Below are 12,620 nucleotides of genomic sequence, written 5' to 3' on the forward strand. Positions count from 1 at the left end.
TCAAGTTTGCAATCTAATTCTTTTATTTATTGTTGTCAAATGCTTTTTCCATAACATCTAATCTTGCTTTTCTTTGGTCGGAAAAACTACCTGCCGAACCATCTGATGTAAACTCAAAAACCTCATTTTTAATACTGTCATATGCTGGCCAATGCGGAAGTCCTTTTCCATTTGGATTACCAGTTTTAGCAAAGTTAGCCCAATAGGCATTCATTATTTTACCTACTTCTTTATCTTTCTCGGTAAAAGTAATGCCATTGCGTTCCTCCAGATTATCAAATACATAAGCAATCTCAGAGGCATGAGAAGCTCCATATTTCATCCAGTCTTTCATGGAAACAGGTACGTAAGAGAAGAGGTATAAATAAGCAGGTGTCGATTTAGCAGTAAATGCTCTGACAGTAAAGCGAGCAGGCTCTGCCCAAACTTTATCGGTATTTACTAAGGCTAACATCTTAGCAAAATCAATATTGCCTTCAGCATCATAGGCCGCAGTAGCTTCTTCTTTATAGTTGCCAAACAATGACAGTAATTCCTCTTTTGACTTGGCGTTAACAAAGCCTGCAGGAACTTCTGCACTATTTGACCCAATAATAATGGGAACATTAGGCTGTCTGCTGGCTTTGTAAGCACTCTCGGCAGTTTCTGTTACCAAACGACCATCAAGTATTGGTCCTGAGTAAGTTACAGGGCCTCCTTGTCCTGCAGTTTCTTCTCCGCCATCAACAATTTCAGCGGCACTTAATGCTCTTAGCTTGTTGAGTGCGTCATCATTATTCCCTTCGATATGGTATCTTTTAGCAAAGTTAAGTCCTATAGTTTCAGCTGACACAGGATAATTAATATCTGTATTTTCTGTATCAATTGGACGCCCAGTTAGTACGCCATCTCGTCCACCTCCTGATTCAATAATTGCTTTCTTAAATAAACCCTTTGCTGCGGGTATTGTCAAAAGCGAATGCACCGATACGCCACCAGCAGACTCACCAAAAATTGTTACGTTTTTAGAATCTCCTCCAAATTCAGCGATATTTTTTTTAACCCATTGTAATGCAGCAATCTGATCCATGTAGCCATAATTACCTTTGTAGTCATTTGGGTTTTCTTTGCTTAATGCTGGAAATGCAAAAAAGCCAAGTCGTCCTAAACGATAATTGAAAGAAACGAGTATAACATCTTGCTTTGCAAATGCAGCTCCTGTAAATCCGTTTCCACCACCGCTACCTGCTACAAATCCACCACCGTGAATCCAAACCATAACAGGTAATTTTGATTTTTTCGATGTTTTAGTAGGTGTCCAAATATTGATAAACAAACAATCTTCAGATGAATTCTGTGACATACCAGTACCACGAGGCCAAGTAGCCTGAGGACAATCAGCACAAAAGTTACTAACGTCTTTAACTTCCTTCCAAGGAGTCACTGGTTGTGGAGGTTTCCAACGATTTGCACCTACTGGTGGTGCCGCATAAGGAATACCTCTGAATATATCGATATCTCCTTCTGTTACACCGCGAACAATTCCTGAAGCTGTGCGAACTTCCCTTGAATGACTTTGAGAAACGGTTTGTTGTGCTTTTATATGAGTTGTACAATAAAATAATGCAATCGCAATTACTATTTTTTTCATTTTTTATTTATTTTATTGTCCAGGTACCATTAGTTTAGTGAATGATAATGAGCCAAGTTTCCAGCCATCATTTTCTTTAACATATACTTCTGTAACAATAAACGGATTAGTTACTTCATTTCCTCCTACTACGGCTAGTAGTGTAATTCTGTTTAAAAGGATCGCGGTATTACCAATAATGTTTACGGACACTTCATGAATATCTGCTTTCTTATAATGAATTCCTCCGCTTTTAATTATATTGATTTCTTGGGTTTTTCCCCAACTTCCTCCCATGTGAACAAATACAGATTTGTCATCAAATAAAGGGGAAAGTTTATCTACATTTTTATCAGCCATCCACTCCCATTTTTGTTTAGAAAGTTGAATAATTTCTTGCTCAGTAGTATTTTGTGCAAAGGACTTGTTTACAAATAGAGTCAGTACAAGTAACCCGAATATTGATTTTTTCATATTGCGATTTATTTTTTAATTAGTCTGTTTTTTTTATTTCTGAATCTGATGCGTGTCTCTCACACTACTGAATGTTAAGTCTAAAAGTCTCCAACTCTTACCTTGCTTTTGGTAAATTTCTGTTACAGTAAATTCGGTCACGGCTTCATTTCCTCGAACAATAGCCTCAAGCGTAATTCGACTCCAAATGATTGCTGTTTTTCCAAAAATTTCTACTGCTGTATCATGAACTTTAGTGTTTTTATACCAAATCCTGCCCGTTTTAATGATATCAAGTTCTTCGTCTTTTTTCCAAGTGCCACTCATGTGAACAAATTTTGATTTGTCATCAAAGAGAACCGCAAGTTTATCCACATTTTTATCAGCCATCCACTGCCATTTTTGTTTGGACAGATCTAGTAATTCTTGTTCTGTTTTTTGGTCGCTTTTAGATTTGGTGTTCAGTGAACTTGTTTGTGCATTAGACCATTGTATGCTTGTAAAAAATAATAATCCTAATAATAGCTTTTTCATTTTTAATAATTTATTGGGTTTCTAATATTTTTATTGGTATTAATACTGTTATTTTTTTTGTGGTGCTTCAACGTCTGAAAAAGCTTGTACAAAAGGAGGTAGTCTTTCACCCTTAATTTGAATAGCATCCAGTTGATTATTGAATTTATTCAATTCACCTGGGGTAAATTTTATTTCATCCGCTTTGATATTTTCTAACATATGAGCCATTTGTGTAGTGCCTGGAATAGGAACAATCCACGGTTTTTGCGACAGCAACCAGGCTAGCGAAATTTGGGTAGGAGTGGCTTGTTTTTGTATACTCCAGTTTTTCAATAAATCAACGAGCGCCATATTGGAAGCTAGATTCTCTGGTGAAAAACGTGTTTCCATTCCACGGAAATCGCCTTGAGCAAAACGTGTATTTGCGTCAATGGCTCCTGTCAAAAAACCTACACCAAGTGGGCTCCAAGGGACGAAACCAATACCGAGTTCATCACAAAGCGGAATAATTTCTTTTTCAGGTCCACGCCATAATAAAGAATATTCGTTTTGAATGGCTGCAATGGGGTGAATTTTATGTGCTCGTCTTACAGTTTGTGGTCCAGGCTCAGATAATCCGTAATGCAAAACTTTACCTTCTTTTATCAGATCCTGAATGGCACCAACTACATCTTCAATTGGAACTTGTGGATCCACACGATGCTGATATAATAAATCTATTCTGTCAGTACGAAGTCTTTTTAACATTCCTTCCACCACTATTTTGATGTGTTCAGGTCGGCTGCTTAATCCAGGTAAACGTGCGCCTGTTTCTTGGTCAATATTCCAACCAAATTTTGTTTCGATGACTATTTTATTTCGGAAAGAAGAGATGCCTTCTCCAAGAATTTTTTCTACTTCAAATGGTCCATAAGCCTCGGCGGCATCAAATAGAGTAACTCCTTTATCAAACGCTGTTCTGATAATATTAAGCATTTCTGGTCGTGAAGGAATTGTAGTTTGATAGGTGCGAGTCATATTTTGAACACCAAGTCCTATGCTTGAAACTTCAAGAGTAGTTCCGAGTTTTCGCTTGTTCGAAAGAGTAGCTGGTGTAGTATCTTTTTCTCCAAAAATAGGCAATGAGACGGTAGCTTTTGCTAAAGAATCAAAAGGTAATAATGCGCTTCCTGCCAGAGCAAGCCCTGCGGTCTTTAAAACGGATCTGCGATTCATAATTGAGAATATTAAATTAGATAAGGGTTTTTAAGTATTATTTGAATGTAATTTAAAGATTTAGCTTTCTTTCTCCCAACCATTTTACCATTGCCGGATCACGATGATCAAAAAAACTACTGGTCTTGGTGTCTAATGTTTTGATAGCTTCCATATCTTCAAAATTTAATTCGAAATTGAAAATATCGAAGTTTTCTTCCATTCTTTCCTTTCGAACTGATTTTGGAATAGCAACCACACCTCTTTGAATGAGCCAACGAAGAACAACTTGTGCAACTGATTTGTTGTATTTATTACCAATTGAATGTAGTAATTCATTTTGAAAAATATTGTTTTTACCTTCAGCAAATGGTCCCCAAGATTGAATTTGTACATTATTTTCCTGCAAGAATTGCTGTACTTCAATTTGTTGATGAAACGGATGAGTTTCAATCTGATTTACCGCGGGTATAATTTCATTATGAACGATTAAGTCCATTAGTCTGTCGGGATGAAAATTACTTACGCCAATTGCTCGAATTTTTCCTTCCTTATACAATTCCTCAATAGCTCTCCAAGAACCATGAACATCTCCAAAAGGTTGATGTATCAGATATAAGTCAAGATAATCTAATTGTAGTTGTGTCAATGAATTTTCAAAAGCCCTCTTTGTTCCTTCATAACCATTTGACTGTATCCATAGTTTTGTAGTAATAAAAAAATCTTCTCTTGGTACACCGCTTTTCTTTATTGCATTTCCAACAGCTACTTCATTCATGTAAACAGCAGCGGTATCAATCAAACGATAACCTGTAGCAATTGCATCTAATACGCTTCTTTCGCATTCTGCCAAATCTGTTACCTGAAAAACACCAAATCCTAAGACAGGCATTTCAATTCCATTATTTAAAAGTATTTTTTGCATTATATTTTTTGTTTCTACAAAATTCTTGCTATTTATTCACCTGAAGAGTATACAGATTACGGATTTGTCTACCAATTTTACTCCCTGCACTGTTGTTTTCATTAATCTTCTAATTTAATACTTAAATTTGTAATGTAAAATATAATAAGCAATGGACCAGATATATAAATTTAATTCGGTAACTGATTACAACGACTTGAACAATCACAAAACGCTACATCCGTTAGTAAGTATAATTGATTTTTCTAAAGCCAACCCCAGATCTTGGGGTGATAGTAAAACCGTTAAAATTAATTATGGACTCTATTGCATTTTCCTCAAACAAGTAAAATGTGGAGATTTAATATATGGACGAAATTATTATGACTATCAGGAAGGCACATTAGTTTTTGTTTCACCGGGACAAATAATGGAAATAGAAAACATGAAAACTGTATATCAGCCAATGGGACATGCGCTGGTTTTTCATCCTGACCTGATACATGGTACTTCGCTTGCCAAAAGCATTAACGATTATAATTTTTTTAACTATAAATCAAACGAAGCGTTGCATTTATCGGAACGTGAAAGACAGCTGGTATTAGATTGTTTTTCTAAAATTGAAGTTGAGTTGCAACAATCTATTGATAAGCACAGCAAAAAATTGATTGCTTCTAATATCGAATTATTTCTGAATTACTGTGATCGATTTTATGACCGTCAATTCATCACAAGAGAAAATGTCAACAAAGGAATTTTAGAAAAATTTGACGAATTACTAAATAATTATTTCACTTCTAAAAAACCGCATAATGTTGGTTTACCTTCCGTCGCTTATTTTGCAGACGAACTTCATTTATCTCCCAATTATTTCGGGACTTTGATTAAGAAAGAAACCGGGAAATCTGCACAGGAATACATTCAGGATAAAATCATCGATGTGGCTAAAAACAAGATATTTGATTCTAATAAAAACATCAGTGAAATTGCTTATGAATTAGGGTTTAAATATCCACAACATTTTACTCGTTTTTTCAAACAGCATGTAGGCAATACGCCAAACGAGTATAGAATCTTGAATTGAAAAATTACCGAAAATCAGCATTAGATTTGCTATTTAAAATAAACACATAACATTATTCCCTTAAATGAATTGTATTATTTATTTTCTATCCTTGTATCGTTAGAAAAATAATTTAAAATAAATAATCTCAAAATAAAACGCCTATCATTATCTACTAAAAAAAAGATAGGAAATGAATTAAATTAAAAAAAAAAACATAATAAAAACCTTCTATTTATGTCAAAAAGAGATTGATTTTCTTAAAGTTTTGTGTACCAAAACAAAAGAATTACATTCAATATTGATTCTGATTCCGATAAAAAAAATTGTATTAAAAAAACCAGTCGCCTTTTTTATATCAAGTTAAATGTAGATATTCGTAATAAATACAAAGTAACTATGAATGACTATTTAATAGGTATAGGAAAAAGAATTAAGGATATTCGAAAAACAAATAAAAAAACCATCAGTACGGTCGCTTGTGCTGCCGATGTGAGTAACGGTCTTGTTTCCCGAATTGAAAACGGAAGAACAATTCCCTCTTTACCGGTTTTATTAAATATCATCAATGCACTTGAAATTAAAGTTTCTGACTTTTTTGAAGGAATGCCAAAACCTTCAGAGCTTAGTTATATTGTGTCGCGATGCGAAGAAAACGCAACAATTGAAAAGGAAGATGAGGCACATGGATTTACCTATAAATATATTTTTGGCAAACAACTTTCTTCTATAGGATTTGAAGCCGTCTTGCTGGAAGTACAACCCAACTCGCATAGAGACAAAGTCGAAACGGACGCCTATGAATTTAAATACATGATTTCAGGCGAATGTTTTTATACTATTGGAGAAGAAGAGGTCCTTTTAAAAGAAGGAGATTCTATTTTTTTTGATGGCCGAACACCTCATGTGCCTGTTAATAAAGGAAAAATTTCGGCTAAAATGTTAGTGCTTTACTTCTTTTTAAACACAGGAAAAGAATAATTTTCAAGAAAAAACTCCCCTTTTTAGTATTTCAAAAAGGAGAGTTCAACAAAAAAACCAAACAAATTTTTAAAAGAGAATCGCTCTCAATTCATTTAAACTTTCTATGATATAAGTTGGATTTGCTTCTTGAATTTGAGCTCTGTTTTGTGCGCCGGTCAGCACTCCAACGGTAATACCACAATTGGCATTTTTACCCTCTTCAATATCTATAGCAGAATCCCCAACTTTTAATACTTTTTCAGCATCAGTTATACCGATATTTTTCATTGCCAAAAGAATCATATCGCCTTCCGGACGACCATTTTCTACATCATCAGCAGTTACTAAACCATCAATGGTTTCGCCCACAATCCAACCTAATTTATCCAATAACAAATCAGCCGTTTTACGGTCATAACCAGTATTTAAAACGACTTTAATATGATTATTCCTCAAATCTTTGAAAAGCTGTTCTGTGCCTTCAAACGTTTTAATTTCTAAGCTATCATAAGCCTCTTTCAAAGCAATTTTGAATTTTGAAAAGGCTATATTAGCTACTAAAGCGGTATTAGTTAGCGGAGTACATGCCTTTAAAACAGCGGTTATCGCCTGATGTTTTTCTTTTCCGGCAGCATGTTTCAGCACTTCCTCCAAGCTAACAGAAAACCCTTCGTCATTAATCACTTTCTGTACTGTTTTGTATACGACATTATCTTCATTCACCGTTGTTCCGGCCATATCAAAGACCACCAATTCTATTCTTTGTTTCATTCTTTTGTATTAAAAATTTTAGCTATATTTTCTTTAGAAAATCCGGCACTACCCGTCATTCCTTTACCGCCAATTCCGGTTATTATATGAATATTATCTTCTATTGTATGCTCAAAAATATCTTTGGTTTTACATTGGGAATACATACCGAACCATCTGTTTTGAATTTCATAATTGGGTAAATCAATAATTTTTTTGGCTTCTTGTATCATAAAATCATCAATATCCATGTCTAAATCAAAACCCAAATCATCTATATTTTTAGCATCAGCATACAGATGGGAATCACCCAAAATAACAGAACCATCAGCGGCTTGTTTGAACAAAATATGTACACCCCATTTTTTCTCTAAAGCATCCGGATTTTCTTTTGCTTTAATTGCTTTAAAAGAAGGACATTCATAAAACGCCTCATATCTTCTAATGGATAAACCCGTCAGGATAGAGCCGTCAAGAGTGTAATTTTGCTGTGGTTTGGTTTGCAACATTTGCAACTTAGAAACCTCTAAATCACTTTCGTTAAAAAGTATTGGAAACAAATTTTTAAAAGCATTCCCATTACAAATAATCACTTTACGGGCAAAAAATTCCTCATTTGCTGCGCTCGAAAGAATGACACCATTTGACGTAGATTCAGAAGCAATAATAGTAGTATTCAAAATTAATTTCAGCCCCATGTTCTGAATCATAAACGCATGCAACCTGTAAATCATCGTTCGGGGTTCTGCTGTAACTTCTTCAGGAAAAAACAATCCTGCTTTTACATAATCGGAACGCAAACCCGGATATTTATTCAAGCATTCTTCTTTGGTTAACAAATGGGATTGATAATTATTCGATTGGTTAATTTGAGACAACTCTTCTATCAGCTGAATTTCTTCCTGATTCGAAGCCAAATAAACGGACCCGTTTTGACGGATGGAGATATCAAATTGACCTTGAATTTCTTTATAAATCGCCAGACTTTCTCTCCCGTACGCCTGCCATTTTGAGTCCATTCCGGAAGGAACTACTTGTCCAAAATTTTGAACAGTTGCTCCTATTGGCATTTTATCTTTTTCTATGACAGCTACACGAAGCCCTTTTTTCAAAGCATGATAGGCATGAAAAGTACCTAAAACTCCGCCACCTACAACTATAAGATCATACATTGGTTTCATCTAATACTAGTTTAAAATTGACATTCTGATTTTTATTTTTTTTATATTTTTCATTTAAATAAAGCGTTGAACTGATGGTGACCAAAAGTCCGATTCCTGCAACCAAATATGCGCTGTACATAAAAAAATCAATCCAAGACAAACCGGATTGTCCAAAATTTTTATACAACAAAACAGCTACGCTTCCTAAATAACCAAAGGCATCGGCAAGATAAATCAAGAAACCCGCATTGCCTTTTATTCTGAAAGCTCCTATAAAACGATCAAAAAACAAACAGTTAAAAGGCACATAACAAATGTATAATCCGAAGCCCGAAACCACCATCCAAGAAAATGGATTTAAATTTCCGGTGTGAAACAAATAGGTTGAAAAACCTAATGCAATGCATCCTGTCAAAAGCAAAAATTGGTAAAAAAATAAGGCTTTCTTGTTATCTCGAAAATAAAACGTGAAACCTAAAACCAATAATACAATGCAGGCAACCAATGTTTCGGAACTGGAATACACCGATACATCGCCTTTATACCCAATTGTATCCCATAATTCACGGGAAAAATTATCTCTGAAATCTCTAAAAGCAGTCAGGAACGTGTAAAACAAAACCCATATCGTTATTGGAAATAAAAATTTCAACAGCATATGCTTCCTGTCTTTTCCAGTCATCGGAATACGTTCGGAGCGCAGTTCGATATCCTCTTGGGTCGGCTTTGGAATTTTTTCTAATAGCCAAGTAAAGAACAATAAAGGCAAGACAAATAATGCTCCTGTAATAGCAGGCATCCAAAACTCTGAAAAGCCCCAAGAATCCATCACAAAAAAACCTACTGATTTCACCACACCACTTGAAACTATAAAGCTGGTACTCAAGGCAACTCCTAAAATCTCAGTGAATTTTCGACCTTCGAGATACGAAAAAACAATTCCCCAAATCATTCCCAGAGGAACTCCGTTCAGGAACATAAAAACTACATTATACGGTTGCGGCACCAAAGCAAATAAAACCAAAGCCAACTCCGAAATAAGAATTAATCCCAGCAAATAATACGCCCGTTGGTTTGCTTTTAATTCGGAAACTACTTTAATTCCTATAAATTTAGAAAGCGCATACCCCAATACTTGTGCAATGATTACAATAATTTTATAATCAATATGAAATACCTCCATACCCTCAAATGTGGCTACACTAAAGGGTTTCCGGAAAGCATACATACAAAAGTATGCCCCAAACGAAGACAATGAAGCGTTCAAAACAAAAGGAATATTCGATTTTTCGGCTGACTTTTGCATTAGTCTTTCAATACTTTTATTGCTTTTCCCTTCATTTCAGAATCCTTCAATTTATTATCTAAAACCTGTAAAACCGTTGGAGCGATTTGAGTACTGTACAACTGTTCCGGTTGGGTAACTTCGCCTAAGGCCGCAACATTATTTCCAAAAACCACAAACCAAGCCTGATCGGCTCCGGCTATTTTTGAACCATGATGCTTCCAAGTTTCTATTGGTTGTGTTCCTCTACCATGATCTGTAGAAAGAATAAAAACGGTATTGTCTTTATAAAAAGAATCACTTTGTGTAAAATTCCACAATTGTTGAATCAAAGCATCTGTGTTATTTGCCGATGTTAGATAAGCATTATAATTGCCTTCGTGTGCAAAATCATCTGTTTCTCCGTAGGATATAAATACCAATTCAGGATGCTCTTTTTTCATATATTCCAAAGCGTAATGTGAAGTAAAGGCATCTAATCTAACACTCCCGAACGGAGATGGAATTTGGGTTTGCAATTCATTCAAAAAGATTTCATTTGGACTAAGAGTATTTCCTGTTGCAGACTCAAAACCAGCATTTACAGGAATTCCGGAACGTTCTTCGTTGATGATGTACGGAAAAACATCCCAGCTACCAAAAGCGGCAACTTTCCCTTTGTATTTGGGCATATTATTTATTTTTTCTAAAACTGTCGTATTCGGATTATTGAATTTATCATTACTCGCAATTCTTTTATCGTCAGCAGCACCCGTTAAAATTTCGTTATATCCCGGATAAGAAAACCACATTGAATTGGTAAGATTCACGTTACTTCCCTCGTTTCTGTTTCCGTGTAATTGCCCCATTTGAATCACTTTATTCCATAAAAAAGGCATCAAAACAGCTCTTCTTTCTGCTGGTGTGTTTCTCCAAAATTTCGTTTTTAGCTCGGCTGCATCATGCACAAAATCTTTGTTTTCGATAAGAGCAGGATCGGCACCTGTAAAAAGTTCTTGCCAACGCAAGCCGTCCAAAGTGATCAACACCACTTTTGTTTTTGGGGATTCCGTTTTTTGTTGTGCTTGAGTTCCAAGACAGAATACTGCAAGTAAACTTGTCAATACAATTGATTTTTTCATTTTATTTTATTTTTTGATGGTGTAACATAAAGCCACAGGGAAGAAATCCCTATGGCCATAATTAAATTTTAATGTAGTGCATGTTTTGATTATTTTATCAACCACATTTTGGCATTGATATCATCTGACCCACTGTACTGACTTGTCAATGCTGCATCGACATTGGTTTTATTAGTTTCAAATTCAGATTGTGGGTATTTCCAACGCATCGGTATTTTTCCTCCGTTGTTGTTAGCAGGTCCTACATTAAAGGCAGGAATACCAGTTCTTCTGTAATTAAAGTAGGCTTCTCTTTCTGAATTTTGGAAAAAAGCAACATACTTTTGACTAAGGATTTGCTCTAAACCTGTTGTGTTATTTCCTTTGTAAGTAATGTTTGAACTAGCCAAAAAGGTAGCAACATCAGCATCTGCTACAGCGTAAAACGCCATAGATGCACTAATTCCTTTATTATAATAGGCACCAGCATCTCCTGTAATCCAACCTCTGTTGATAGCTTCAGCAATAACAAACTGTTGTTCCGCATACCCAATTAAGATATAATCTTCTCCGCTGTAAGTACTGTAATATCTTTTTTCACTCGGATAAGAATATTTCCCTTGGTCAGAGGCAACTTGCATTGCGCCTTGGTCATCTCCGGTATTTGCAGCAACATAGGCGTTTAAGTTTAATGGATCAGCGGCATTGTAATAAAATTTTGCAGGATCGGCAACCACATAGATTCTAGGATCATTATTTTGTTTTAAGATATCTAAATAAGTACCTCCCATAATATTTCTGTTTCTGTTGAAACCATAATTACTAGGGTTTAGTTCGTATTGATTTCCATTTTCATCCGCAAACTTACGCACCATATTGTCGCTTATTCCAGTCATCAATGGATATTTTGAAGGGTTTGAAACCACTTGATTGAATTGGCTGATAACGTCTAATTCAGCTGTTTTTTTGCTCAATCCAATTAGCACTCTTAAACGAAAAGCATTAATGGTTTTTTGCCATTTGCTTAAATCACCTTCGTATAAAAAATCACCTTCTACATTTCCTGTTCCAACTTCGGTCTGCGCTAAAGTAATTTGTGTATTTGCGGCCTCAAGAAGCGCTAATATTTCAACATATACTTCTTTTTGAGAGTCGTATTTAGGTTGTGTAATTTTTTCGGCGGTATTTGCTTTTAAGGCTTCCGACATTGGAATATCCCCCATTCTTTTGGTCATATAATCTAAGAAGTAAGCTTTGAAAAACTTAGATAAAGCACCATATTTGTTTTTGGTATCTAAATTAGCTGCTTCTTTTTCCATAGCAATAACATTAGACAAAGTGCTATAACGAAGTGGAGCTGAACCCCAATTGTAATCTTGATCGCCATAATAATCAAAAGATATTGCCCAAAATTGGTTGTCTCTTTGCGCTTCTGACCAAGGCCCTTCATCTCCCACATTATTCATAACTCTTAATACCTCGGATAATAGCATAGATGGAGGAACACTGGTGGCTCTGTTTGGATCGTCGGTTATTTCATCAAAATTGGTACATGAACTAACTAAGAAAATCAGTGCAAGAATCAGTACGCTTTTATATGTATTTAATGTTTTCATTTTT

At 35.2% G+C, this 12,620-nt stretch carries 12 protein-coding genes; 2 read left to right on the forward strand and 10 right to left on the reverse strand.

Annotated elements, in window-relative coordinates:
- Nucleotides 1–22 precede the first annotated feature (22 nt).
- The 5 genes from O6P34_RS12325 to O6P34_RS12345 are packed head-to-tail and all read right to left on the reverse strand — an operon-like array spanning nucleotide 23 to nucleotide 4,697.
- Nucleotides 23–1,630, reverse strand: coding sequence for a carboxylesterase/lipase family protein (locus tag O6P34_RS12325; protein ID WP_269684811.1), 1,608 nt, complete (start codon nucleotides 1,628–1,630; stop codon nucleotides 23–25).
- Between the two features lie 12 nt (nucleotides 1,631–1,642).
- Nucleotides 1,643–2,083 carry a nuclear transport factor 2 family protein gene (locus O6P34_RS12330; protein ID WP_269684812.1) on the reverse strand — a complete coding sequence of 147 codons (441 nt, stop codon included), beginning with the start codon at nucleotides 2,081–2,083 and terminating at the stop codon, nucleotides 1,643–1,645.
- Between the two features lie 33 nt (nucleotides 2,084–2,116).
- Nucleotides 2,117–2,596, reverse strand: a complete 480-nt coding sequence (locus O6P34_RS12335) for a nuclear transport factor 2 family protein (protein WP_269684813.1) — start codon at nucleotides 2,594–2,596, stop codon at nucleotides 2,117–2,119.
- A 48-nt stretch (nucleotides 2,597–2,644) separates the two neighbouring features.
- On the reverse strand, nucleotides 2,645–3,793 hold the full coding sequence (locus O6P34_RS12340) for an aldo/keto reductase (protein ID WP_269684814.1): 1,149 nt from the start codon (nucleotides 3,791–3,793) through the stop codon (nucleotides 2,645–2,647).
- 52 nt (nucleotides 3,794–3,845) lie between these two features.
- Complete coding sequence (locus tag O6P34_RS12345; RefSeq protein ID WP_269684815.1) at nucleotides 3,846–4,697, reverse strand: aldo/keto reductase; 852 nt, start codon at nucleotides 4,695–4,697, stop codon at nucleotides 3,846–3,848.
- Between the two features lie 151 nt (nucleotides 4,698–4,848).
- Here O6P34_RS12345 and O6P34_RS12350 point away from each other — a divergent pair, with 151 nt between their 5' ends.
- Together O6P34_RS12350 and O6P34_RS12355 are read left to right on the forward strand one after the other, a co-directional pair.
- A complete protein-coding gene (locus O6P34_RS12350) occupies nucleotides 4,849–5,760 on the forward strand; it encodes a helix-turn-helix domain-containing protein (protein ID WP_269684816.1) in 912 nt (303 codons plus the stop codon).
- A gap of 378 nt (nucleotides 5,761–6,138) precedes the next feature.
- Entirely contained in the window at nucleotides 6,139–6,720 is a 582-nt protein-coding gene (locus O6P34_RS12355; RefSeq protein ID WP_269684817.1) for a helix-turn-helix domain-containing protein, read from the forward strand.
- A 69-nt stretch (nucleotides 6,721–6,789) separates the two neighbouring features.
- Here the strand turns inward: O6P34_RS12355 and O6P34_RS12360 are convergent, their stop codons facing one another.
- The 5 genes from O6P34_RS12360 to O6P34_RS12380 all read right to left on the reverse strand — a co-directional run bounded on the left by O6P34_RS12360 (nucleotide 6,790) and on the right by O6P34_RS12380 (nucleotide 12,616).
- The gene (locus O6P34_RS12360) at nucleotides 6,790–7,473 is read right to left on the reverse strand and encodes a phosphonatase-like hydrolase (protein ID WP_269684818.1); all 684 of its coding nucleotides are present in this window, start codon (nucleotides 7,471–7,473) and stop codon (nucleotides 6,790–6,792) included.
- On the reverse strand, nucleotides 7,470–8,633 hold the full coding sequence (locus tag O6P34_RS12365) for a TIGR03364 family FAD-dependent oxidoreductase (protein ID WP_269684819.1): 1,164 nt from the start codon (nucleotides 8,631–8,633) through the stop codon (nucleotides 7,470–7,472). The genes O6P34_RS12360 and O6P34_RS12365 overlap by 4 nt, the downstream gene beginning before the upstream one ends.
- On the reverse strand, nucleotides 8,617–9,921 hold the full coding sequence (locus O6P34_RS12370; RefSeq protein ID WP_269684820.1) for a DUF5690 family protein: 1,305 nt from the start codon (nucleotides 9,919–9,921) through the stop codon (nucleotides 8,617–8,619). Before O6P34_RS12370 ends, O6P34_RS12365 begins: the two co-directional genes overlap by 17 nt.
- On the reverse strand, nucleotides 9,921–11,021 hold the full coding sequence (locus O6P34_RS12375; protein ID WP_269684821.1) for an alkaline phosphatase family protein: 1,101 nt from the start codon (nucleotides 11,019–11,021) through the stop codon (nucleotides 9,921–9,923). The genes O6P34_RS12370 and O6P34_RS12375 overlap by 1 nt, the downstream gene beginning before the upstream one ends.
- An 89-nt stretch (nucleotides 11,022–11,110) precedes the next feature.
- The gene (locus tag O6P34_RS12380) at nucleotides 11,111–12,616 is read right to left on the reverse strand and encodes a SusD/RagB family nutrient-binding outer membrane lipoprotein (RefSeq protein WP_269684822.1); all 1,506 of its coding nucleotides are present in this window, start codon (nucleotides 12,614–12,616) and stop codon (nucleotides 11,111–11,113) included.
- Nucleotides 12,617–12,620: the final 4 nt, after the last annotated feature.

It is taken from the genome of Flavobacterium lacustre (assembly GCF_027474525.2).
In the GTDB taxonomy this organism is placed as follows: domain Bacteria; phylum Bacteroidota; class Bacteroidia; order Flavobacteriales; family Flavobacteriaceae; genus Flavobacterium; species Flavobacterium lacustre.

What these genes read in the sequence shown, in the direction of transcription:
- O6P34_RS12325 (WP_269684811.1), bottom strand. Translation starts at nt 1,630, where the DNA reads ATGAAAAAAATAGTAATTGCGATTGCATTATTTTATTGTACAACTCAT.
- O6P34_RS12330 (WP_269684812.1), bottom strand. Translation starts at nt 2,083, where the DNA reads ATGAAAAAATCAATATTCGGGTTACTTGTACTGACTCTATTTGTAAAC.
- O6P34_RS12335 (WP_269684813.1), bottom strand. Translation starts at nt 2,596, where the DNA reads ATGAAAAAGCTATTATTAGGATTATTATTTTTTACAAGCATACAATGG.
- O6P34_RS12340 (WP_269684814.1), bottom strand. Translation starts at nt 3,793, where the DNA reads ATGAATCGCAGATCCGTTTTAAAGACCGCAGGGCTTGCTCTGGCAGGA.
- O6P34_RS12345 (WP_269684815.1), bottom strand. Translation starts at nt 4,697, where the DNA reads ATGCAAAAAATACTTTTAAATAATGGAATTGAAATGCCTGTCTTAGGA.
- O6P34_RS12350 (WP_269684816.1), top strand. Translation starts at nt 4,849, where the DNA reads ATGGACCAGATATATAAATTTAATTCGGTAACTGATTACAACGACTTG.
- O6P34_RS12355 (WP_269684817.1), top strand. Translation starts at nt 6,139, where the DNA reads ATGAATGACTATTTAATAGGTATAGGAAAAAGAATTAAGGATATTCGA.
- O6P34_RS12360 (WP_269684818.1), bottom strand. Translation starts at nt 7,473, where the DNA reads ATGAAACAAAGAATAGAATTGGTGGTCTTTGATATGGCCGGAACAACG.
- O6P34_RS12365 (WP_269684819.1), bottom strand. Translation starts at nt 8,633, where the DNA reads ATGAAACCAATGTATGATCTTATAGTTGTAGGTGGCGGAGTTTTAGGT.
- O6P34_RS12370 (WP_269684820.1), bottom strand. Translation starts at nt 9,921, where the DNA reads ATGCAAAAGTCAGCCGAAAAATCGAATATTCCTTTTGTTTTGAACGCT.
- O6P34_RS12375 (WP_269684821.1), bottom strand. Translation starts at nt 11,021, where the DNA reads ATGAAAAAATCAATTGTATTGACAAGTTTACTTGCAGTATTCTGTCTT.
- O6P34_RS12380 (WP_269684822.1), bottom strand. Translation starts at nt 12,616, where the DNA reads ATGAAAACATTAAATACATATAAAAGCGTACTGATTCTTGCACTGATT.